Origin of the sequence: Pseudomonas sp. 8O, assembly GCF_902506495.1 — a bacterium.
GTDB classification, from domain to species: Bacteria; Pseudomonadota; Gammaproteobacteria; order Pseudomonadales; family Pseudomonadaceae; genus Aquipseudomonas; species Aquipseudomonas chaetocerotis.
In genome coordinates, this window is sequence record NZ_LR733264.1 from 1,173,985 (window position 1) to 1,196,065 (window position 22,081).

Annotated in this window: 24 protein-coding genes; 13 read left to right on the forward strand and 11 right to left on the reverse strand. The window is 62.6% G+C overall.

Annotated elements, in window-relative coordinates; genetic code table 11:
- Nucleotides 1-49 precede the first annotated feature (49 nt).
- The 4 genes from GV002_RS08130 (at nucleotide 50) to GV002_RS08145 (ending at nucleotide 3,307) form a co-directional block, all read left to right on the forward strand.
- Complete coding sequence (locus GV002_RS08130; RefSeq protein ID WP_021488862.1) at nucleotides 50-976, forward strand: LysR family transcriptional regulator; 927 nt, start codon at nucleotides 50-52, stop codon at nucleotides 974-976.
- Between the two features lie 195 nt (nucleotides 977-1,171).
- A complete protein-coding gene (locus GV002_RS08135; protein WP_160017834.1) occupies nucleotides 1,172-1,657 on the forward strand; it encodes a hypothetical protein in 486 nt (161 codons plus the stop codon).
- A 68-nt stretch (nucleotides 1,658-1,725) separates the two neighbouring features.
- Nucleotides 1,726-2,568, forward strand: coding sequence for a DUF692 domain-containing protein (locus tag GV002_RS08140; RefSeq protein ID WP_160017835.1), 843 nt, complete (start codon nucleotides 1,726-1,728; stop codon nucleotides 2,566-2,568).
- Entirely contained in the window at nucleotides 2,561-3,307 is a 747-nt protein-coding gene (locus GV002_RS08145; RefSeq protein ID WP_160017836.1) for a DNA-binding domain-containing protein, read from the forward strand. The genes GV002_RS08140 and GV002_RS08145 overlap by 8 nt, the downstream gene beginning before the upstream one ends.
- A gap of 59 nt (nucleotides 3,308-3,366) precedes the next feature.
- Here GV002_RS08145 and GV002_RS08150 read toward each other — a convergent pair whose 3' ends face one another.
- The 4 genes from GV002_RS08150 to GV002_RS08165 all read right to left on the reverse strand — a co-directional run bounded on the left by GV002_RS08150 (nucleotide 3,367) and on the right by GV002_RS08165 (nucleotide 6,682).
- On the reverse strand, nucleotides 3,367-3,858 hold the full coding sequence (locus GV002_RS08150) for a DoxX family protein (RefSeq protein ID WP_160017837.1): 492 nt from the start codon (nucleotides 3,856-3,858) through the stop codon (nucleotides 3,367-3,369).
- Between the two features lie 7 nt (nucleotides 3,859-3,865).
- Nucleotides 3,866-4,516 (reverse strand): ferric reductase-like transmembrane domain-containing protein, encoded by a 651-nt coding sequence (locus GV002_RS08155; RefSeq protein WP_160017838.1) that lies wholly within the window; start codon nucleotides 4,514-4,516, stop codon nucleotides 3,866-3,868.
- Between the two features lie 121 nt (nucleotides 4,517-4,637).
- Nucleotides 4,638-5,945, reverse strand: a complete 1,308-nt coding sequence (locus GV002_RS08160) for an ATP-binding protein (protein ID WP_160017839.1) — start codon at nucleotides 5,943-5,945, stop codon at nucleotides 4,638-4,640.
- On the reverse strand, nucleotides 5,942-6,682 hold the full coding sequence (locus GV002_RS08165) for a response regulator (RefSeq protein WP_160017840.1): 741 nt from the start codon (nucleotides 6,680-6,682) through the stop codon (nucleotides 5,942-5,944). The genes GV002_RS08160 and GV002_RS08165 overlap by 4 nt, the downstream gene beginning before the upstream one ends.
- Nucleotides 6,683-6,895: 213 nt before the next feature.
- Here GV002_RS08165 and GV002_RS08170 point away from each other — a divergent pair, with 213 nt between their 5' ends.
- Together GV002_RS08170 and GV002_RS08175 are read left to right on the forward strand one after the other, a co-directional pair.
- Nucleotides 6,896-7,159, forward strand: coding sequence for a DUF2790 domain-containing protein (locus GV002_RS08170; protein ID WP_160017841.1), 264 nt, complete (start codon nucleotides 6,896-6,898; stop codon nucleotides 7,157-7,159).
- 66 nt (nucleotides 7,160-7,225) lie between these two features.
- Entirely contained in the window at nucleotides 7,226-8,458 is a 1,233-nt protein-coding gene (locus GV002_RS08175; protein WP_160017842.1) for a cytochrome c biogenesis protein DipZ, read from the forward strand.
- Between the two features lie 117 nt (nucleotides 8,459-8,575).
- Here the strand turns inward: GV002_RS08175 and GV002_RS08180 are convergent, their stop codons facing one another.
- Together GV002_RS08180 and GV002_RS08185 are read right to left on the reverse strand one after the other, a co-directional pair.
- On the reverse strand, nucleotides 8,576-9,763 hold the full coding sequence (locus GV002_RS08180; protein ID WP_160017843.1) for an MFS transporter: 1,188 nt from the start codon (nucleotides 9,761-9,763) through the stop codon (nucleotides 8,576-8,578).
- Nucleotides 9,764-9,775: 12 nt separating this feature from the next.
- Entirely contained in the window at nucleotides 9,776-10,399 is a 624-nt protein-coding gene (locus GV002_RS08185; protein WP_160017844.1) for an isochorismatase family cysteine hydrolase, read from the reverse strand.
- Between the two features lie 214 nt (nucleotides 10,400-10,613).
- Here GV002_RS08185 and GV002_RS08190 point away from each other — a divergent pair, with 214 nt between their 5' ends.
- From GV002_RS08190 to GV002_RS08215, 6 genes are all read left to right on the forward strand, one after another.
- Nucleotides 10,614-11,111 (forward strand): winged helix-turn-helix transcriptional regulator, encoded by a 498-nt coding sequence (locus GV002_RS08190; RefSeq protein ID WP_160018906.1) that lies wholly within the window; start codon nucleotides 10,614-10,616, stop codon nucleotides 11,109-11,111.
- A gap of 406 nt (nucleotides 11,112-11,517) precedes the next feature.
- Complete coding sequence (locus GV002_RS08195; RefSeq protein WP_160017845.1) at nucleotides 11,518-12,408, forward strand: TauD/TfdA dioxygenase family protein; 891 nt, start codon at nucleotides 11,518-11,520, stop codon at nucleotides 12,406-12,408.
- 53 nt (nucleotides 12,409-12,461) lie between these two features.
- Complete coding sequence (locus GV002_RS08200) at nucleotides 12,462-13,505, forward strand: ABC transporter substrate-binding protein (protein ID WP_160017846.1); 1,044 nt, start codon at nucleotides 12,462-12,464, stop codon at nucleotides 13,503-13,505.
- Nucleotides 13,506-13,510: 5 nt separating this feature from the next.
- Nucleotides 13,511-14,386: an ABC transporter ATP-binding protein gene (locus tag GV002_RS08205; RefSeq protein WP_160017847.1), complete on the forward strand. Its 876-nt coding sequence runs from the start codon at nucleotides 13,511-13,513 to the stop codon at nucleotides 14,384-14,386.
- Nucleotides 14,387-14,398: 12 nt separating this feature from the next.
- Nucleotides 14,399-15,265 (forward strand): ABC transporter permease, encoded by an 867-nt coding sequence (locus GV002_RS08210; protein ID WP_160017848.1) that lies wholly within the window; start codon nucleotides 14,399-14,401, stop codon nucleotides 15,263-15,265.
- A 129-nt stretch (nucleotides 15,266-15,394) separates the two neighbouring features.
- Nucleotides 15,395-16,411 carry an ABC transporter substrate-binding protein gene (locus GV002_RS08215; protein ID WP_160017849.1) on the forward strand — a complete coding sequence of 339 codons (1,017 nt, stop codon included), beginning with the start codon at nucleotides 15,395-15,397 and terminating at the stop codon, nucleotides 16,409-16,411.
- A 60-nt stretch (nucleotides 16,412-16,471) separates the two neighbouring features.
- Here GV002_RS08215 and GV002_RS08220 read toward each other — a convergent pair whose 3' ends face one another.
- The 5 genes from GV002_RS08220 to GV002_RS08240 all read right to left on the reverse strand — a co-directional run bounded on the left by GV002_RS08220 (nucleotide 16,472) and on the right by GV002_RS08240 (nucleotide 20,840).
- Nucleotides 16,472-18,376, reverse strand: a complete 1,905-nt coding sequence (locus GV002_RS08220) for a patatin-like phospholipase family protein (protein ID WP_160017850.1) — start codon at nucleotides 18,374-18,376, stop codon at nucleotides 16,472-16,474.
- Between the two features lie 188 nt (nucleotides 18,377-18,564).
- A complete protein-coding gene (locus GV002_RS08225) occupies nucleotides 18,565-18,831 on the reverse strand; it encodes a DUF2790 domain-containing protein (RefSeq protein WP_160017851.1) in 267 nt (88 codons plus the stop codon).
- Nucleotides 18,832-19,015: 184 nt separating this feature from the next.
- Nucleotides 19,016-19,366: an antibiotic biosynthesis monooxygenase family protein gene (locus GV002_RS08230; RefSeq protein ID WP_160017852.1), complete on the reverse strand. Its 351-nt coding sequence runs from the start codon at nucleotides 19,364-19,366 to the stop codon at nucleotides 19,016-19,018.
- Nucleotides 19,367-19,410: 44 nt separating this feature from the next.
- Nucleotides 19,411-20,385, reverse strand: a complete 975-nt coding sequence (locus GV002_RS08235; protein ID WP_160017853.1) for a zinc-dependent alcohol dehydrogenase family protein — start codon at nucleotides 20,383-20,385, stop codon at nucleotides 19,411-19,413.
- A gap of 152 nt (nucleotides 20,386-20,537) precedes the next feature.
- The gene (locus tag GV002_RS08240; protein WP_072423782.1) at nucleotides 20,538-20,840 is read right to left on the reverse strand and encodes an ArsR/SmtB family transcription factor; all 303 of its coding nucleotides are present in this window, start codon (nucleotides 20,838-20,840) and stop codon (nucleotides 20,538-20,540) included.
- A gap of 269 nt (nucleotides 20,841-21,109) precedes the next feature.
- Between GV002_RS08240 and pdxY the strand changes: the two genes are divergently transcribed.
- A complete protein-coding gene (gene pdxY / locus GV002_RS08245) occupies nucleotides 21,110-21,982 on the forward strand; it encodes a pyridoxal kinase PdxY (RefSeq protein ID WP_160017854.1) in 873 nt (290 codons plus the stop codon).
- Nucleotides 21,983-22,081 lie beyond the last annotated feature (99 nt).

Sequence of the window (22,081 nt, forward strand, 5' to 3'; positions counted from 1 at the left end):
GGTGGATAAATATGGCTCGGAGAACTTCAGTTAGTACACGGTGTAATTAATGCAGCGACAATTCGACGATGTGATGCTCGGCAGCATCGAGCTGTTCTGCCTGGCGGCGGAGCTGGGCAGCTTCACCGCGGCCGGGCTGGCGGCTGGGGTTACACCTGCGGCGGTCAGCCGCTCGATCGGCCGGCTCGAGGAGCGCCTGGGCTCGCGACTGTTCGTACGCACTACCCGTAGCATCCGTCTGACCGAGGGCGGACGCGGTTACTACGAGCAGTGCCGCCAGGCGCTTACCCAGATGGTAGAGGCTGAGCGCACGCTGACCGGCCAGCAGCAGGAGCCCTCCGGCACCCTGCGTATCAGCCTGCCCACCACCTACGGACATCACCGCATCTTGCCGCTGTTACCCGAGTTCCGCCGGCGCTTTCCGAAGGTGCAGGTTGACGTGCATTTGGGTAACCGCAACATCGATTTCGTCGGCGAGGGTTACGACCTGGCCATCCGCGTGCGTGCGCAACCGGACTCGACGCTGATCGCCAGGCCGCTGGAGGATGCCCGGCTGGTGGTGGTGGCCACCCCCGAATACCTGGCGCGCGCGGGCACGCCACAGACCCTGGATGATCTCGCGCGGCACGACTGCATCCAGTTCGAGCTGCCCAGCAGCGGCCGGCGCATCACGTGGCTGTTTAGTGAGGACGGGACCGAGCGGGAGATACTCACCGAGGGCGGTTACGTCTGCTCGGACGATGTGCTAGGCGGCGTGACCCTGGCCAAGCACGGCGCGGGGTTGTTCCAGACCTATCGCTTTATCGTCGAGCGCGAGCTGGCCGATGGTTCGCTGGTCGAGGTGTTGCAGCCATTCGCCGGACGCTCGCGGCCCTTCACCCTGTTGTATCCCCATGGCCGGCACATGCCCCTGCGCCTGCGCACTTTCGTCGACTTCATCATGGAGCAGCAGCGCCGCTGGACTGCTCAGGTCTGAGCCTACGTATCACTCTGTATCGGTTTCGCACCCTGTGGTGCTGGCATACAAAGCGTGTCGGCCATTGATACGTGCCCGACACACATGCGCGGCCAAATAGCCGGACCCGAGAGTGGCCCGCGCCGTGCGGACTCTCCGGGCCAACTGCCTCATGGCATATCCACGCATCATCGCGCTCAGCACCGGAGAATTCCCATGTCCCGTACCCCCGTATCCAACAAGACCCGCATCGGCCTGCTCGCTGTCGCCCTGGCTGGTGGCATGAACCTGGCCTCCACCGCCTTCGCCGTGGAGCAACTGCCTCAGGGCTATCAGCTGGCCGCCGCCGACAAGGCTGGGGAGGGCAAGTGCGGTGAAGGCAAGTGTGGCGAAGGCAAGTTTGGCGAAGGCAAGTTTGGCGGCGAAGCCAAGGCGACCCAGGCCGAAGGCAAATGCGGTGAAGGCAAGTGCGGCGATGCCTCCTTCGCCCGTACCGACACCGACGGCGATGGCCGCGTCTCGCTCAAGGAGTTGCTCGCCGTGGCGCCGAACGGCAGCGACGAGTTCAAGGCCATGGACAGCAACGCCGACGGCTACCTGTCCGAGGCCGAGGTCTACAAGTTTCGCAGCAACCAGTACACCAGTAACGGCAAGAAGGTGCCGGCCGAGCTGTTCACCCAAATGAGCCAGGCCCGCGACTGATCCGTTCCCTGTAACCACGCCCTCCCTGTCTCCGACCGGGAGGGCGTTCGTCCATCTGGAGAAGCCCAATGACTGCTCATTCTTCGGTGCACGGTGCCGGCCTCGGCCTGCGCCGTGCTCTGCTTCCCGAGCTGCTGGCGATGGTGCCAGGCAGCGTCGACTTCCTCGAATGCGCTCCGGACAACTGGATCGGCGTCGGCGGCGCCCACGGCGACGGCCTGGCCGCGTTGGCCGAACGTATCCCGCTGACCTGCCACGGCCTGTCCCTGTCGCTTGGCGGCCCGGCACCGCTGGACCTCGACCTACTGCGCCGCACCCGGCAGTTCCTCGAACGCCACCGGGTGCCGCTGTACAGCGAGCATCTGAGCTACTGCTCGGACGATGGCCAGCTTTACGACCTGCTGCCGCTGCCGTTTACCGACGAAGCAGTGCGTCACGTCGCCGCTCGCATCCGCCAGGCCCAAGACGCGCTTGGCCGGCGCATCGCGGTGGAGAACATCTCTTACTACGCCGCACCCTACCAGGCGCTGAGCGAGATCGAGTTCCTCCGTGCAGTGCTGGAGGAAGCAGACTGCGATCTGCTGCTGGACGTCAATAATCTGTTCGTCAACGCCATCAACCATGGTTACGACGCGGCGGCCTACCTGGCGGCGATTCCCGCCGCGCGGGTGATCTGCCTGCATGTGGCCGGCCATTATGACGAGGCGCCGGACCTGAAAATCGATACCCACGGCGCGGCGGTGAAGGGTGACGTGTGGAGCTTGCTGGAGCAGGCCTACGCGCGCTTTGGCGCGGTGCCGACGCTGCTGGAACGGGACTTCAACTTTCCACCGCTGGCCGAGCTGCTGGCCGAAATCGGGTACATCCGCCGCTACCAGCGTGCCGTGCAGTTGGAGGTGCGCCATGGCTGAAGCACTGTATGAGCAACTGATGCGCATGGCCAACCACGTGCGTGACCCGCAACGCCACGCGCCCCCGCCGGACATCGAGGCGCGGCGTCTGGCGGTCTACCGGCAGTTGTTCCTCGGCAATCTCGAATCGCTGCTGGCCGGTGCTTTCCCTGTTGCTCGGGCGAGCCTGGGGGCGGCCCGCTGGCAGGCACTGGTAACGACCTTCTACGCCGACCATCGCTGCCACACGCCGTTGTTCACCGAACTGGGCAGCGAGTTCGTCGACTACCTGGAAACCGGTGAGGCTGCGGACCTGCCGCCGTGGCTGGCCGAGTTGGCCCACTACGAGCGAGTGGAGAGCGTTCTGCTGCTCAGCGATGCGTCGGAGCCGCATCACGACCCGCAGGGTGACCTGCTCGAGGGTGTGCCGGTGTTGTCGCCCCTGGCGCTGCCACTGGCCTACCGCTGGCCGGTGGTGGAGATCGGCCCGGGCCATCTGCCGCAGCAGGCTCCGGAGCAGCCCACGCTGATCCTGGCACGGCGTGATACGGACCGTCGCGTGTACTTCTCACGTCTGGCGCCGCTGGCTCATGCGCTGCTGCTGTCGCTGCAGGAACGCCTTATCAGCGGCCGGGCGCATCTGGCGCGGCTGGCCGCGGCCATCGGCGTTGCACCGGAGGAAATCGTGCCGGCCGGGCAGGCGTTGCTGGAAGACTTGCGCGGCCAGGGCGTGGTGCTGGGCACTCGTCCCGGCGCCTGAACCGCGGCCATAAAAAGCCCGCGCACCCGTTAAGGTGCGCGGGCTTTTGGTTTTGTGGATCAGACCTTGCGGCGTAGCAGCCCGTCCAGACTCAGGCGCCCCGCACCGCCGAGCAGCAGCGGCAACAGGGCTACCAGGTAGATCAGCGGCAGCTTGTAGTTGCCATGGCCGTGGTCGCTGATCGAGTAGCCCAGGGCCAGTTCTGCCAGGCTCGACCATTGCGCCGGCCAGTGCACGGCGGCGACGGCCACGATGGTCAGCACCATCAGCGTTGCCGACGCCAGGCGCGTACCCAGGCCGAGCAGCAGGAGCAGCGGCGCGATCAGCTCTACCCACATCGACAGCTGCCAGTTCAGCTCGGCCGGCAGCAGGTCGAAGGGGAAGGGGAATTGCAGCTGGCCGAACCAGTTCTGCGCGTACCATTTCTCCAGGCCGGCTTCGAAAAACTCCCAGGCTAGGAACAGGCGCAACGGCAGATCGGCGCCCCAGGCGCCGAGGCGGTCTAGGTGGGCGAAGGCGTTTTGCAGTGGGGTGAAGGCGGTGTTGGACATGTTGACCTCAGCGAGTAGTGACGAGCGGAGCGCGGGTCGGCTGTACCTCACGGCGCAGACGCTGGGCCAACTTGGCGACGAGCTTGAGCACGATGGCGGAGAAGATCAGGGCGAAGCCCAGCGCGTACCAGGGGCTCATCGGGATGCGCTTGTAGAACGACAGGCAGAAGATCGCCGCCAGCACCCAGGTACCGGTGCCATGCAGCAGCTTCCAGCCACGGCCACCGAGGGCCTTCATTGTCCTGGGAAAGGAGGTGAGGCTGAGCAGCAGGATGAACAGGTAGCCCACCGAGCCGGGGATGCTCGCTGCCACCGAGCGGCCGTTCCAGAACACCTCGGGAAACAGCTTCGCATAGGTCAGGATCAGCACGCCGTGGACCAGGTGGGAGAAGGCGAAGGCCAGGCCGAAGTAGCGTCGCTCGCGTAGCAGCGCGCGGGTCGTCGGGCTGGGCAGCAGGAGGGCCAGGGACGAGGCGAGAAAGGCGATCAGGAACAGGGCGAAGGAGGTACGCGCGGTGACGCGGATGGCGCTGCGCAGTGCCTCTACCAGTTGCGGCTGCCAGAGCAGGGCTAGCGCGGTGGCGACGAGGACGAGCAGCGATAACAGGCTGAACAGGCGCCAGCCGTGCAGGCTGGGTAAGGTGGCGGATCGGGTCATGGGGAGAGCTCCTTGGATGGGCGCGGCGCGTTGTGTGCCGCGTTGACCGCCATGCTCGCCAGCCGCTTTATCTTGCGTGTGTCCCGCTCAGGGCCGTCTTGTATCGTTCTGTATCCTCTTCTCAACCCGTTACAGTGAGTTCCAGTTCGGCGCATAGGCCGCCGTGCTCGCGGTTGCGCAGGCTCAGGCGGGTGCCCAGAGCCTGACTCAACTGCAGGGCGATGGCCAGGCCGAGACCAGTGCCGCCGGTACTGCGGTTGCGCGAGCTCTCCACCCGGTAGAACGGCTTGAACACGTCCTCCAGTTCGGCTTCGGCGATGCCGGGGCCCTCGTCCAGCACCAGCAGGCGCACGCCGTGTGCGTCGCGCTTCACCTGCAGCTGGGCGCTGCCGGCGAACTTGAGGGCATTGTCGAGCAGATTGCTCAGTACCCGGCGCAGCGCGTGCGGGCGGGTCTCGATCAGTGCGCCGCTGCGTCCGTCCAGGCTCACCGCCTGGCCGCTGTCCTGGTAGTCGAGCACCAGGCTATCGAGGAAGGCGTCCAGATCGACCCGACACAGCGCCTCGCGACTGCCTTCCATGCTGCGTGCATAAGCCACGCCCTCGCGCACCAGGTGCTGCATCTCGTCGAGGTCGCTCCACAGGCGCTCGCGTTCCGGCGAATCGTCCATCTGCTCGACGCGCAGCTTCATGCGCGTGATCGGCGTTTGCAGGTCATGGGATATGGCCGCCAGCAGCTGCATGCGCTCTTTCAGGTAGGCGGCGATGCGGCCCTGCAGTGCATTGAACGCGCGGGCCGCGTATTGCACCTCCGTGGGGCCGCGCTCATCCAGTGGTGGCGCCGGGGTGTCTGGGTCGAGGTGGTCCACCGCACGGGCCAGGCGGGTCAGTGGACGAATCGCCGTGCGTACTGCCAGCCAGGTACAGAGTGCCAGCACCAGCAACTGCAGAACCAGCATCAGCGGCAGCCACTGGGCCACTGGAATGCTGCTGGGGGTGACATCCAGCACCAGCGGGCTACCGTCGCTGAGGCGGATGTGTACCTGGAAATGCGGGCGCGGCCCCTCGATGGTCTCGAAGCGCAGAGCGAAGCGCTTGCCGATGGCCCGTTCGATGGAGGGCACGGCCATGGGCATGTCGTCCATGGACATCGGGGTGCCGGGCAGACCGCCGTCCAGTCGATAGTGGTAGTTGCGCCGCTCCAGGACCGGTAGCCAGCTAGCACGTTCTTCGGCCGGCAGGCGATCGATCAGCGCCACGGAGGTGCTCAGGTCCCTCTCCAGATTGTCGAGCATCACGTTGCGCCCGGTTAGGTAGCGCTCGTAGAACTGTGAGCCGAACGATAGGCCGTAGGCCAGCACCAGGCCAGTGAGGAAGATCAGTGTTAGGCGCGTGGCCAGGCTGCGCGGCCAGCGGAGCAGGGGCATCATGCGTTCGGCTCGATCAGTTGCACGGGAAGCGAGAAGACGTAGCCCTCGCTGCGCACCGTCTTGATGTAGGCCGGCTCGCGGGCGTCGTCCAGTAGGCGCTGGCGCAGGCGGCTGACCAGCAGGTCGATGGAGCGATCGAAGACGTCGGCCTCGCGGCCCTGGGTCAGGTTGAGCAACTGCTCGCGGCTAAGCACCCGCTGCGGGTGGTCGAGGAACACCCGCAGCAGGCGGTACTCGGCGCCGCTGAGGGCGACTACGATGTCGACCGCGTCCAGCAGGTGGCGGGCGCTGGTGTCCAGGCGCCACTGACCGAAACCGATCAGCCGGCTGCTCTCGCTGATCTGCAGGTTCGGCGGCAACATGCGGGTACGGCGCAGCACGGCGTTGATCCGTGCGAGCAGTTCGCGGGCCGAGAATGGCTTGGTCAGGTAGTCGTCGGCGCCCATCTCCAGGCCGACGATGCGGTCGGTTTCCTCGTTGCGCGCGGTGAGCATCAGCACCGGCGTGGCCTTGTGTTTGCCCACGCGCAGCTCGCGGCACAGCTTCAGGCCGTCGTCGCCGGGCATCATTATGTCGAGCACGATCAGGTCCACCGCGTTGCCGTCGAGGACGGCGCGCATTTGCCGGCCATCGGCGGCCAGGCTCACGCGCAGGCCGTTCTTCTTCAGGTAGTTGCCTACCAGTTCGCGGATTTCCCGGTCGTCGTCGACGATCAGGATGTGATCGACATGCTCCATGGCCATCTCTCATTGCAGTGACGGCGCCCAGTCTATCTGGCCCGATGACGCTTGCCCGCCACCCTTTGTATTGCAGTGTATCCGGGTGCCCAGGTGATACCTGGCGCTGCAATCATTCTTCCCTCCGGACACATCGGCGATACCTCCTGAGCGTGCAATTGGGCGCCCGGCAGATGCGACCCATCGCCCTCGCACCATCATCAGGAGATTGTCATGAAAGCGATCACTCGCACCTCCCTTGTACTGGCATTGGTACTGCCCTTTGGCAGCCTCAACCTGCACGCCGCAGAGCAGATCCCGGTTGAACGCTACCACTACGGCATGCAACTGGATGTACAGAAGGTTCTGGTGCTGGAAGAGGTACCGTCATTGCGTTGCCAGGTCGTGGAGGCGCACATGGATTACCTGGATTCCCAGGGCCACGAGCGCAGATTGGCCTATCTGAAGCAGGCCAAGGCTTGCGAAAACGAAAACTGAACCCCAGCCCTTGCCCGCTGCGCCCGGTTTCGCCGGGCCTGACCCTTTTGCGTTTTCGAGGTAACCATGCTGCTCATCGCCTTTCTCGGTGGGGTTCTGACGCTCTTCAGCCCCTGCATTCTGCCGGTCATTCCGCTGCTGCTGAGCAGCACCCGTGGCAACGTTCGTACAACCCTGCTGACCCTGCTAGGGCTGGCCTCGGGCTTCGCCACACTGGCAAGCCTGGCGGCGGTGTCTGCCAACTGGGTGATCGAGGCCAGCGTATGGGGCCGCTACCTGGCTCTGGCGATCCTCACGCTGTCAGCGCTGGCGCTGCTCTCCGCGCGAGTCAGCGCCTGTTTGTCCTGCCCCTGGCTGTGGCTGGGCGCTCGCCTGCAGGGCGATGCCCGCCGCCTGCCGCCTGCGCTCTCGGCCTGGCTGCTGGGCGTTGCCAGTGGCTTGCTGTGGGCACCCTGTGCCGGGCCGATACTCGGGCTGATTCTTTCGGGGGCCATGCTCGAGGGGCCCAGCGCGAACACCACTCTGCTGTTGTTCAGTTTCGGCCTGGGCAGCGCGGTGGCACTGGCGATCCTGATCCTTCTCGGACGCGTTGCGTTACGGCGGTTGCGGCCCTCGCTGCGCCTGATCGAGTGGCTGCGGCGAGGCACCGGTGCGGTGGCGTTGTTGGCGATCATCGGCATCGCCAGTGGGCTCAATGCGCAACTGGCCAACCCGGCGATGTCGGGCCTGCTGTCCACCCTGGAACGCCGGGTGCTCGAGGTGGTGCCTCGTGTGTTCGAAGGGTTGGTCGGCAGCGCTCGAGCGGCCGTGCCTGTTCATCTGCCAGACCTGGGATTGGCACCTGAACTGAGCGGCGTTACGCAGTGGCTCAACAGCGCGCCACTGGACTGGACCCAATTGCGGGGGAAGGTAGTGCTGGTGGATTTCTGGACCTATGACTGCATCAACTGCCGCAACAGCCTGCCCTATGTGAATCAGTGGGCGCAGCGCTATGCCGAGCAGGGATTGGTGGTCGTGGGTGTGCATACTCCGGAATACCCCCATGAGCGTATCGTCGCCAACGTCCGTCAGGCGATCAAACAACTGGGCATCCGCCACCCGGTGGCGATCGACAACCAGTATCAGGTGTGGAGTGCATTCGGCAATCAGTACTGGCCCGCGCATTACTTCATCGATGCCGAGGGGCATATTCGCCATGCGCACATGGGCGAGGGCGATTACGCAGAGCAGGAACGCGTCATTCAGGAGCTACTGCGCATGAGGGATATGCGCGCTGGGGAGGACGGCGCAGCTGGGTAAGTGACGTGTCCACCTATTATTTAACACCGACTTACGGCAGGGCTCGAAGCCTGAGCAAACCAGCAGAAGGTGCGCTGCCGCGTCGTCTTCGAATCGATCATGGGCGAAGCTCGTCCATCATCGAGCTCGACTCACGGGGGCAAGAGCATTTAGCGCTATGGCCGCACAAGACAGCAGGATGCCAACAGCGGCAAGGCCTATCCAGCCTGCTCGGTGTACGCCGTAATTCCCCAATGCAGCGCCAATCGCTCCGCCCAGAAAATACGACCCCATGAATACGGTGTTGAGCCGGCTCCGAGCTTCGGGTCTCAGGGTGAATACGCGTGCCTGGTTGGCAATCAGTCCGGCGCGATTGCCAACGTCGAGCAGCACCATGCCGAGGATCAGCCAGCCAAGACTTTGCCCGCCCGCTGCGATGCAGGCGAAACCCAGGGCGAGGGTCATTGCGCCGGCGATGGCCAGGGTGCGTACGCCCAGACGATCGGTCAGTGCGCCAATTTGGGGTGACGCGACGATGCCCAACAGCGCGACCAGGCCAAACAGGCCGATGGTGGCGGAGCCGAAACCGTAGGGTGGTTGTGCCAACAGCGCAGCAAGCGAGGCCCACAGCGCACTGAACGCGGCGAACATCAGCAAGCCGCTCGCCGCACAGTAACGCAGCACGCCTTCCTCCCGGACCAGGCTGCCCAGCGAACGCAGGAGCCTGCCATAGCTTATCGTCGTCAGGCTCGTAGTGGCGGGCAGGCTCTTGGCAACAATGACCAGCAGCAACACATCGCTGAGCGAGGCCAATACGAAGACGGCACGCCACCCCATATTTTCGCCGGCGAACCCTCCAACCATGCGCGCCAGCAAGAGGCCAGCCGAGAGGCCGCTGAGCAGACTGCCGACGATGCGACCTCGCTCAGCCGGAGTGGCCAGTCCCGACAGGGAGGGAATGATGATCTGCGCAGTGATTGCCGTCACACCGACCAGGAGGCTGCCCACGCACAGCACTGTGAAGTTCGGCGCCACGGCGCAGAGGATCAAGGCGACGGCATTTGGCGCGATGGCCAGCAACGCGAGCTGGCGTGGCTGTCGGCAATCGGCGAGCGGCACGATGAACAGCAGGCCTGCCGCATAGCCAAGCTGCGTCAACGTGGCGATCAGACCGGCCTGTGTCGGCGCCAGGCCAAACGACGCGGCCATCTGTGGCAGAAGTGGCTGGTGATAGTAGATGGTCGAGACGGCCAGCGCGCAGCACAGGGCCATGAGGGTGACCAGTCGACTGGAAACGCTCATCGGAGCTGAAGAAGAGACAGACATGATGCCATCCCTTCACTGCTGCAGGGCCTGCACGAGCCCGTGGGTATTGACGATGCAGTGCGCAAACGTTGGCCCGTTCAGGTCGTGCGCCGCGTGCATCATTTCCTTGCTGAAGGCGGCTGTTGCATCTCGGACCAGTGTGACGTGGTAACCCAGCTCCATGGCGAAGCGTGCGGTTGATTCGATACAGGTGTTCGCCAGCAGGCCGACGACGATCACGTGTGTGATACCTCGCTGCTTGAGCTGGAAGTCGAGGTCGGTATTGGCGAACCCGCTTTGTCCCCAGTGCTCCTGGACGATGATGTCGCCCTCCTGCGGCACGAAGTCGGGATGCCATTCGCCGCCCCAGGAGCCCTTGGCAAAAGTGTGGCGCTGCTGGATCAGGCGTTGGGTCGGGTTGGGGTGATCCCAGTGGTCGTAGTCGCCGGGCTGCCAGCGCCGATGTGGCACGTAGTACACCTGGATGGCCTGCGCTCGAACAGCGGCAACGGTGGTGCGCAGGTTGTCGAGCAGATGAACGTCGTCCGCGACGCTTCTGAGCATGGGAAACAGCTTGCCGCCATCGGACAGGAAGTCGTTGTAGGGGTCGACCAGCAGCAGAGCGGTCCGCTCCGGGGAATACACAGGGTGGCTCATGACGGTGCTCCAGATAGGGGAGAGGGGCTGGGACTTATGCTGCACGGGCAAATGCCTCGATTGCCCATTGCGCTGCGTAAGCCTTACGGGGTTCATATTAACTATGAAAATCATAGCGTCAATTGGAATGAGGCCTTGAGAGGTGATCCGTGAGGCATTGCCATCCTGGTTGCATTACTATGAAAAAGATAGTTACCACGGAGAAAACAGCGCTATGCCAATGCAGGATGAGACAAACGACACGGTGTGCCCGGTGGCGCGCTCGGTGGATTTGGTGGGCGACAAATGGACCATTCTGATCATGCGTGAGCTGTACATGGGCGCGACACGCTTCGAGGAAATGCAGATCCAGACCGCAGCTACGCCTCAGATGTTGACCTCGCGCCTGAAAGCGCTGGAAGCCAACGGCCTAGTCGAACGCCGGCCCTACAACGAAAAGCCGCTGCGCTACGAATACCTTCTGACTGACAAGGGCTGGGACTTCTATCCCGTGATCTACGCGCTACGCGCTTGGGGCGAGAAGTGGTGCAAGAACCCGGATGAGGGCTTGGCCGTGCATTTCGTGCATCGCGCGTGCGGCCATGACGTTGGCGTGGCCAGCGTTTGCCCTCACTGCGGCGACCCTGTGGAGCGCAAGGACCTGGAAGCGGTGATCAGCAATCGTTTCCTTGGCGAGCGCGAGTCTCGCCGGGAAGCCTTCAAGAGGAAGTAGCTGAGGCCAGGAAGCGTTCCCGTCCTGGTGGGTAGCTTGAATTAGAGGCGAACTCTATGAGGCCGCTATTGGCCATAGCTGACCCTCTTGACGACAACTATCTGCTGGTCGAGGTCGGCTATTTGCGATTGATTCAGCGGTCTATGCCGGTCCTGTTTGTCTAAAGCAAACGACTGTCTGGCTGACGAAGCGCCGGATAGCGGCGGCGAGCGTGACACCTGATGGCGCGACTCGCTGACAGGTCATATGAATATTCTTATTTGGTATTTAAATTAATTTTCTTATACCTATAAAGTTCCATTCCATGCGTACCTGCCGACCAATCGGCGCGCCGCACTGAACACATGGCCGAACCCTCGGCCGGTCAAAGTGATGCGCCGATTGGCGCCTTTGCATGGAGTTTTCTATGTCGGCAGTAGCCCATACCACCGCCGCGGCGTCGGCACAGTCATTCGAGGTTCGCCCCTTCGATGCGCCCGTTGGTGCCGAGATCATCGGCCTGGATCTGACCAGGCCGCTCAGCGATGAAGACTTCGCCCGCGTTCATCGCGCCCATCTCGATCATGCCCTTCTGGTGTTCCGTGACCAGCGCATCACGCCCGAGCAGCAGATCGCCTTCAGCCGACGTTTCGGCCCGCTACAGATCCATGTGCTCAAGCAGTTTCTGCTGGCCGATCACCCGGAGATTTTCATCATCTCCAACATCATCGAGAACGGTCAGCCCATCGGCCTGGGCGATGCCGGCAAGTTCTGGCATTCGGATCTGTCCTACAAGGAGTTCCCCAGCCTGGGCTCCATGCTGTTGGCTCAGGAGCTGCCGGAGGAGGGCGGCGATACGCTGTTCGCCAGCCAGCAACTGGCTTATGAAACCCTGCCAGCCGAATTGCGCCAAGCCATCGACGGCAAGCGCGCTGCGCATTCCTATACGGCCCACTATGCCGATGAGGTATTCGCCGGCATCCGTCGCCCGACCCTGACCGAGGCGCAGTTGGCTGAGGTCAAGTCGGTGGTTCACCCGGTGGTGCGCACTCACCCGGAAACCGGGCGCAAGGGCCTGTTCGTCAACGAGAACTTCACCACCCATATTCTCGATATTCCCGAGGACGAGAGTCGGCAGATCCTCGCCGAACTCTATGCCCATAGCGCCAAACCCGAGTTCATCTACCGCCATCAGTGGCAGCCGCACGACATGGTGTTCTGGGATAACCGAGCGCTGGTCCACCTGGCCACGGGCTGCCCGAGCCACCTTCGCCGGCGCATGCACCGCACGACGATCCAAGGCGACGTGCCGTTCTGATTGACCGCAACACCCTAATTTCCTTTTCGCTTGCATCCGGATGGAGTCACGCCATGTCTCTAGGCAAACGCTTTCCTTTCATTCCACGTTTTGGCCGGCTGGCCAGTGGTATCGGTCTTTCCTTGAGCCTGCTGGCAGGCTCGCTGGCGGCGCCTCAGGCAGCGCATGCCGAGGGGCAGATCCGCATCGCCGAGCAGTTCGGCATCGTCTACCTGCTGCTCAACGTGGTGCGTGACCAGCAGTTGATCGAGAAGCACGGCAAGGCCGATGGTCTGGACATCAAGGTCGACTGGCAACAACTCTCTGGCGGCGCGGCGATTAACGATGCGCTGCTGTCCGGCGCCATCGATATCGCCGGTGCCGGCATTGGCCCGTTGCTCACCGTCTGGGATCGCACCCACGGCAAACAGAACGTCAAGGGCGTGGCCTCGCTGGGCAACTTCCCGTACTACCTTCTGAGCAACAATCCGAAGGTCAAGACCATCGCCGATTTCACCGAGAAGGATCGCATCGCCGTACCGGCGGTAGGTGTCTCGGTGCAGTCGCGTTTCCTCCAGTACGCCGCCGCCAAGCAGTGGGGCGACAAGGAATTCGACCGCCTGGACAAGTACACCGTGGCACTGCCGCACCCTGATGCCGCTGCCTCGCTGCTGTCCGGCGGCACCGAGCTGACCGGGCACTTCTCCAACCCGCCGTTCCAGAACCAGGCGCTGGAGAACCGCAACGTGCATGTGGTGCTCGACACCTACGAGCTGCTCGGCCCGAACTCGCCGACCGTGCTCTATGCCACCGAGAAATTCCGCGACGACAACCCCAAGACTTACAAGGCCTTCGTCGCTGCACTGGCCGAGGCTGCCGACTTCGCCCAGAACGACAAGGGCGCGGCCGCCGACACCTACATCCGCGTGACCGGCGCCAAGATCAGCCGTGAGGATCTACTGAAGATCATCGATAACGAGCAATTCCAGTTCAGCGTGACGCCGACCAACACCTACCCGTTGGCCGAGTTCCTCCAGCGCGTTGGCGCGATCAATAACAAGCCCACCTCCTGGCAGGACTACTTCTTCGAAGACCCCGCCATCGGCCAAGGAAGCTGAACGTCATGAATGCGCTCTTGCAAGGCCACACGGCCAGCAACCCACAGTCAACCGCCAAGGCTTTCGACACCGTTTTGCAGGTGGACAAGGTCAGCCTCGAATACCGCACACCGCAGCGCGTGGTGCGCGCCACCCACGAAGTCAGCTTCGAGGTGGATCGCGCCGATCGTTTCGTGCTGCTTGGCCCTTCGGGGTGCGGTAAGTCCACCTTGCTCAAGGCTGTGGCCGGTTTCATCGAGCCGGTCGGCGGTAGCATCCGCCTGGATGGCGCCGAGGTGCGCGAGCCAGGCCCGGATCGCATCGTGGTGTTCCAGGAGTTCGACCAGTTGCCGGCGTGGAAGACGGTGAAGCAGAACGTCATGTTTCCGCTGCTGGCGTCGCGCACCTTGGGGCGCCGCGACGCCGAAGAGCGTGCCATGCATTATCTGGAGAAGGTCGGCCTGGTCGCCTTCGCCGATGCCTACCCGCACACCCTGTCCGGCGGCATGAAAGCGCGCGTGGCGATTGCCCGGGCGCTGGCCATGCAACCGAAGATCCTGCTGATGGACGAGCCCTTCGCCGCGCTCGACGCACTGACTCGCCGCAAGATGCAGGAGGAGTTGCTGCAACTGTGGGAGGAGGTGCGCTTCACCTTGCTGTTCGTCACCCACTCCATCGAGGAGGCGCTGATCGTCGGCAACCGCATCCTGCTGCTGTCGCCACATCCGGGGCGGGTGCGGGCGGAGGTGGGCAGCCATCAGTTTGACCTGCACAGCCTGGGCGGAGCGGCTTTCCAGCAGACCGCACAACGCATCCATCACCTGTTGTTCGAGGAAGACAGCGAGGAGGGCGCGCGTGCCGCTGCCGAGCTGGGCTTCCATGACATCCGCATTGCCTACTGAGGAGCGTGCACCATGAGTCTTTCCCACGCACGCCGAGACGATTACGAAGTTGCTCTGCAGCCTCTGCCGGATCTCAAGCGGGAACGTGAGCTGCCGTTGCTGCAACGCCTGTGGCAACAGGGCTGGCTGCGCAAGACGCTGATCCTGCTGGTGTTGGCACTGATCTGGGAGCTGGCGGCACGTTATCAGGGCAACGACCTGCTGCTGCCCAGCTTCGTGCAAACGGCCAAGGCTTTCGTCGAAGGCATCGGCAGTGGCGAGTTGCTGGAGAAGGTAGCGATCTCGCTGTCGGTGCTGATCAAGGGCTACCTGCTCGGTATTGGCCTGGCCTTCCTGCTGACCACCCTGGCGGTGTCGACCCAACTGGGGCGCGACCTGCTGTCGACGCTGACCTCGATGTTCAACCCGCTGCCGGCCATCGCGCTGCTGCCGCTGTCGCTGCTGTGGTTCGGCCTGGGCGAGAACAGCCTGATCTTCGTGCTGGTGCATTCGGTGCTCTGGGCGCTGGCGCTCAATACCTACGCCGGTTTTCTCGGTGTCTCCGAGACCCAGCGCATGGCCGGGCGCAACTACGGCCTCAGGGGCCTGCGTTTCGTGCTGTTCATCCTGATTCCGGCGGCGCTGCCGTCGATCCTGTCGGGTCTGAAGATCGGCTGGGCCTTCGCCTGGCGCACCCTGATCGCCGCCGAGCTGGTGTTCGGCGCCTCCAGCGGCAAGGGCGGCCTGGGTTGGTACATCTTCCAGAACCGCAACGAGATCTACACCGACAAGGTCTTCGCCGGTCTGGCAGCGGTGATCCTGATTGGCCTTTTGGTGGAGAACCTGGTGTTCGCCACGGTCGAGCGGGTGACCGTCAAGCGCTGGGGGATGCAGCGCTAGTAGCCCTTTATCACCCCGTAGGGTGGGCTTCAGCCCACCAGCGGCATACCCAATTGGTGGGCTGAAGCGGATCGCCGCCCGGCCCACCCTACAAGACCAACTCACTGATCACATAACGAGAAATACACGATGACCAACACATTCACATTCGGCCGTCTGGCCGCCGCTCTCGGCCTGCTCGGCGCATTGGCAACTCCGCTGGCCGCGCAGGCCGAAGGCAAGATCAGCATCGCTCAGCAGTTCGGCATCGGTTACCTGGTGCTGCACGTGGTCAGGGACCAGCAACTGATCGAGAAGCACGCCAAGGCTCAGGGCCTGGACAAGATAGAGGTCGAGTGGCGCACCATTTCCGGCGCCACCGCGATGAACGAAGCGCTGCTGGCCAGTGCCATCGACGTGGTCTCGGCAGGTGTGCCGCCGATGCTCACCGTGTGGGATCGCACCCATGGAAGACAGAACGTAAAAGCGGTGGCGGCGCTGGGCTCATTGCCGGGGTATGTGTTGAGCAACCGTGAAGACGTCAAGTCGCTGGACGATCTGTCCGAGAAGGATCGTCTTGCCGTACCTGCTGCTGGTGTCGGCTTCCAGTCGCGCACCCTGCAGCTCGAGGCCGCCAAGCGCTATGGTAAGGATGACTTCCAGCGCTTCGACAATATTTCCGTCAGCCTGCCGCACCCGGACGCCACGGCCGCGCTGATCAAGGGAGGTTCGGAAATCACCGCGCATTTCTCCAGCCCGCCGTTCCAGTACCAGGCGCTGGAGAACCCCAAGGTGCACAAGCTGATCAGCAGCTACGACATCCTCGGAGGCCAGGCCACGTTCAATGTGCTCTACGCCACCGAGAAATTCCACGACGAGAACCCCAAGACCTACAAGGCCTTCTATGACGCGCTCGTGGAAGCCGAGCAGATCATCAAGGCCGACAAGGCTGCTGCGGCAGAGACGTACATTCGTGTGGAGAACTCCAAGCTGCCGCTGGACTTCGTGAAGAAGATCATCGAAGACCTGGAGAACGACTTCACCGTCTCGCCGCAGCGCACCTTCATCTACGCCGAGCAGCTGCATGAACTGGGCGTGCTGAAGAACAAGGCCACATCCTGGAAGGACTACTTCTTCGAAGAGGCCTACGCCCATCCGGGTAGCTGATCACTGCAGTGAGTGTGCATACAAGGCTCCCATCTGGGAGCCTTGTCGTTTGTCGACACCCTACAGACGCGGCCGCAGTTTCAGTTCGGGCGTGGGTTTGGGGGCGCCCTTGGCCGGGTGGCTGTCCGGGTGCTGTTCGATCATCTGGGCGATCTCCCGCAGCTTGCCAAGCATGGCCTGGGCCAGGCCGGCCTGGGTGCGGTACAGACCGGTATCCGGGTCCTGCTCCAGGTCGCTGAGACCTTTGAAGGGATAGCTGTAGCGCTTGGCATCGATGCTGAAGAAGCGCTGGTAATCCTGCTCTGTGCCGTGCAGTTCGCGGCAGGCTCTTTCCAGGCTCTGCAGTTGTTCGGCGACGCTGGCCAGTTGCAGGCGCAGGCGAATGATCTGGTGATTTTCCCAGTTCATCGGCGAGGCCTGAGCACCTGGCTGCCAGTGCTGTGGGTCGCCGAAACGCAGGACGAACTGCTGGCCGGCTTCGCGTCCGTAGCGGGTCAGTCGCTCGATGCGCTCGGTGGGCATGGTCAGGTTGAGGCCGCCTTCTTCGCGGGTCAGCTGGATCAGGCCGATACGGTCGCGAAAGCCGGGCATCAGCGAGAGGGTTTCGTGGTTCCAGTCCTTGGCGACGTTGCTGAGCTGGGCAAGGAAACCGCGCAGGGCTGGCAGACCTTTCTGGGGGAAGCGGCGCCAGTAGGCAAGCCGCGCATCGCCATTGTTACGCGGGAAGCGCACGCGTTGTTCGTCGGCGCCGTCGGTTGGCCCCAGGTCGAGGCCGAAGGTGGGGCGCCTGGGCAGCGCGGCATCGAAGAAGTGGATGGGAAAGTTGGAACTGATGCCGCCATCGGTGAACCAGCAGCGCTCCAGCTTCTTCCCGCTCGTGCGGTAGTCCACGGCGTGCAGTGGGACGGCGCTGAGCAGCAGGGGAAAGCTCAGACTCATGCGTACGGCGACGATCACCGGCAGGTCATCGGGCAGTGGCAGGCGCAGATACCCGTCGCCACGATCATCGCCGGGGCGCTGGTGAGCATGCATCCAGGCCACCACGCGGTGGGGGAATAGCCGCGCGAACTCCTCCTGGCGGAAGTGGAACTGGTTGTTCTCGCGCACCTGCTCGTCATCGCGAAAGGGCAGGCGGAAAGGCCGCGCCATGCTCAGGCAGGTGGTCATCACCTGCAGGTCGATGCCATGGCGACGCAGGTCGCCGAAGGTCAATGGCCGCTCGCACTCGATGACATCGGGCTGAGCGGCGCAATAGTCGCGCTGGCCGCTGAGCTGATCTAAGTACTGGGTCAACCACGCGGTCAGGGCTTCATCCGGGGCGTCGTCATCAGCCTCTGGCATGCCGCTGCACAGGCCGAAACCGCTGGCTGGCAGTTCACGTAATGCCACCAGAGCCAGGCGCAGGACCACGGCAAACACGCCACCCAACGCGGCGAACAGCAAGACCCAGAGCCAAACCAGCAGGCTGGCGCTGCTGGCCGCGCTCCACCATAGCGGCCCGCCTGCCAGCAGGGCGCCGACCAGGGCGCTGAGCTTGAGGCGTATGAGCATGACCTTCAGTGGCGCGAACAACCGCGTCCAGGGGCCTTTGCCCTTGACCTCGAGGAGGGCGATGAAGGTATCAAACAGGGCACGCACTGCCGGGGCCGGCTTGAACAACGCCTGCAGTTTGGTGCCGTGGCCATTCGCGGCGGGCATGCAGAGGTGTTGGGGCAGTCGTTCGATGGTCGCGAAGCCGGCCGGGTCGCTGCTCAACTCACCTTGCTGATAGCGCTGGCGGCCAAGTTCGGCAGCGGCAGCTGCTGCTGCAGCGATGGCGCCTGCACTGGTGCCGCCGATGCTGCGCAGGCGAAACGCCTTGGCGATCTCGGTGATGGCCAGCGGGTAGACGATGCCGCTGGTGATGCCACCTTTCATGATCAGGTCGCATTCCCGGGCAAAAGCCGCCTGGCGCGAATCGCTCATCTACTGCTCCTTGTCGTCATGCCGAACGCTGGCGCGGGCATGATAACGCGGCTTTTACGGCTATATGCCAGTATTGCGAGCGATTGCCAATAATGAGTGGGGCATGGTCGCACGGGCGTTGTTCGACACGCTGTACGCAGATCCGCGTTCTTGTCGCCCATTGCCATCCTTGGCGTCACTGCGTTATGTCAGTGCCCTTTGCTGCATGCATCAGAGAGGGCCTTGAACTTCAGAGTCTGGATCTTTCCAGCCGAGTCCATGTATTTCATCAGGTGATCGACAGGCTTGCAGGTATGGGTTTTCGGCTTTGATATGGATAGCACCTTGGCTACATCAAGTTTCAATCCATACTTGTAAGTGGTAACCGGGCTTTCAGCGAGTGCGTTACCGGATAGAAGTAAGACAGAGCTGGTAATGAAAATATTTGCCAGGTTTTTTGCATGTTTGCTGATCATTTTTAAACTCCGGAAAAGCTAAATTGATGTCGAATGTCTCCAGGGGAGTTGGGCGTGGTTGCCAACTCGCTCGCGGAGCAAACGATGGAATTGTGTTCAGGTAAGTTGATCTGACAGTCTTGTATTTCAAATACTGTCAGATCAAATGGTGGCCATCAGTAGCGGCGAAGTCAGGGCTGCAGGCTCAAGCTTTTGGCGCTTCAATATCGAAGGCGCTGGCCAGGCCCTGATTGTCTCCATTGGTAAAAGCGGCCTCTTGGATGTGGTAGACAGTTGGTTCTTGCGAGAAGTACTTCTCCAGGCCCAGCATGAACGTCTGATGGTCGTCACTCGCTTCGAAACCCGGCGCGTGGTCCTCAAGTGAAGCCCAGCGCACGATCAGGTTGAACGTCTCGGGACTTTCGATTCCCTGCGCGAACATATGGCCGTGGTAGCCCTTGGCGCGCTGGAGCAAGTGAACCACGTCGGCAAATGCCTGTTTGAACTGTTCGGTCTGTGCACGGTGAACAGGCAGCACTGCGATTTCATAAATCATTGCGGTATTCCTCTGAAGTCAGTTTGGTCGTTGAACCTAAGTACTTACGGGGCGAGCGATGGCTCGACGGCAATCGCGACTTTCCCGCGAAGACCATTGTTGGGCGTCTCCAGCAGCGCATGCGCGAGCCCGATATCAGCGAGCGAATAGACCGCGCCAATATGGGGGCGCAGTTGGCCGCGCTCGACCAATGCCTTCAGTTCATCGAGCTTGCCGCGGTTCTGGCGGGTGAAGACGAAGTGGTAGCTGGCGTTCTTGCCCCAGGCCTGAATGAGGTTCTGCGGCTTGGCGATGTCCACGATCGAAACCACACGGCCGAGCTGGGCGAGCGCGTCGGGGCTACGGGTCAAGGTGTCGCCGCCGATGGTGTCGAAGATCACATCCACGCCGTGGCCATCGGTTTCCCGCAGGATGGCGTCAACGTAATCCTCTTGTTCGTAGTCGATGACCACGTCGGCACCCAGACCCCGGGCGAACTCGAAGTTCGCTTCACGCACGGTGGTGAACACCCGGGCGCCAATGGCTTTTGCCACCTGGATCGCCACGTGGCCGACGCCACCGGCGCCGCCGTGGATCAGAATGCTTTCCCCGACACGCAGCGATACACGCCCGACCAGTGCTTCCCAGACTGTCCCGCCCACCAGCGTCAAGCTTGCCGCCTCGAGGTGGCTCAGCGATGCCGGCTTCTTGCCGATGATGCTTTCGGATGCAACGTGGTACTCGGCATAGCTGCCATCGCCTTCGAAAATCTGCGTGGTGTACCAGACTTCGTCACCTGGCACGAAGCTCGTCACACCCGGGCCTACAGCTTCGACGACGCCGGATACGTCATGCCCAGTAATGGCGGGGAGAGGGACGTAATCAACGTAGTCGCCCCGGCGTACCTGGTAATCCAGCGGGTTGATGGAGGTTGCGTGAACCCGCACCAGTACTTGTCCTGCCTGCGGTACGGGTTTGGCCACTTCGCTCAGTTCGAACGCGTTCGGGCCGCCAAAGGATTTGAGAATTTGCGCTTTCATTGTGTTTCCTCACTTCTGGAAAAAGGGATATAGGGAATTTTCGATGTAATGATGCAAAAAAATTACGCGACTGTGCCTAGGGGCTCTCTGTTGTCAGGCTTTGTTTCGGTTAAAAGGGATATCGGGAAATATCGATGTTAAAGGTCAAAAAATTACAGCTCCTTGCCTATGAGCTCGGCCAGAGCACGGATATTGGCTTCATTACGCTTGTAGTAGGTCCACTGTCCGATCCGACGGACTTCGACCAGGCCTACACGTTGCAGCGTCGCGAGGTAGTCGGACACCGTCGACTGCGACAGACCGACACCTTCCTGAATACTGCTGACGCACACGCCCACGGTATGAACGTCCCCTTCATCTTGGGGAGGAAAGTTCTTAACCGGATCCTTCAACCCCTTGAGGATTCCAAGGCGGGTGGGATTCGAGAGGGCTTTGAATACATTGATCAGTTCCATGGGGGGTAATAGTATCGAGATTTACCGATATGTCAATGCGGTAATTGCCCATTCGTCGGGCGCCCGGTTCGAGAGGCGTTGTCCGGGGTGTCGGCAAGTCTTTGTAGTGCACCTCAAGTCTCTGGCTTGCCGAGGCGTTCAAGCTGTCGAGACATGACTCAGTCACCGGGCACCGTCTCTAACAGCTCGGCGCTTGAACAGGTAGTGGTATGCCCAGGCCGCTTGGCGAATAATCTGTGCCCCGTCGTACCCAGCCAGCAGAGATCGTCATGAGCGCCACGCTACCGCCCCTCGTTCTGTCCATTCAGTCGCATGTCGCCTGGGGGCATGTCGGCAATGCTGCTGCAGTATTTCCGTTGCAGCGATTGGGCTTCGAGGTGCTGCCGATTCACACGGTGCAGTTCTCCAACCACACCGGTTACGGCCAGTTTCGCGGGCAGGTGTTCGGTGCCGAGCATGTGCGCGAAGTGCTGCTCGGGCTGCGTGAACGTGGGGTGCTGCCGCGGTTGTCGGCGGTACTGTCCGGCTACCTGGGCGATGCCGATACGGGCCGGGTGATCCTTGAAGCGGTGGGCGAGATTCGCCAGCACAACCCGACGCTGCGTTACCTGTGCGATCCGGTGATGGGCGACGTCGGGCGCGGCGTGTTCGTCAACCCGGCGATTCCCGATTTTTTGCGCGATCAGGCGATTCCTTTCGCCAATATCATCACGCCCAATCAGTTCGAGTTCGAACTGCTCACGGGCTCGAAACCGGCCGATCTGCAGGAGGCGGTGAAGATTGCTCGGCAGTTGCGCGGTCGAGGCCCTGACGTGGTCATCGTCACCAGCCTGGCGACGCCGGACATCCCTGAAAGCGAATTGGGCACGCTGGCAGTGAACGGCGAGGGCGCCTGGCTGGTACGCACCCCGCGCCTGGCACTGCACCCGCTACCCAACGGCATGGGCGATGTGTTCTCGGCCACGTTGTTGGGCCGGTTGCTGGCCGGGCAAGCGTTGCCGCAGGCACTGGAACTGGCTACGGCAACGCTCTACGCCTTGGTCGAGCAGACTGCGGACGGCGCGCGCGATCTGCCGTTGATCGCCGCGCAGGAGCAGATCGTGGTGCCGGGCAAGCGCTTCGTCGCGCAACCCTTGGCCTGAACCACGTTCGTCGGAATGACGGTGATTTCAATGTGATATCACCGTATTCTCCTGCCTGCGGTCCACATCCTGATGTCGTGACCGTTTCTACGGATGGAT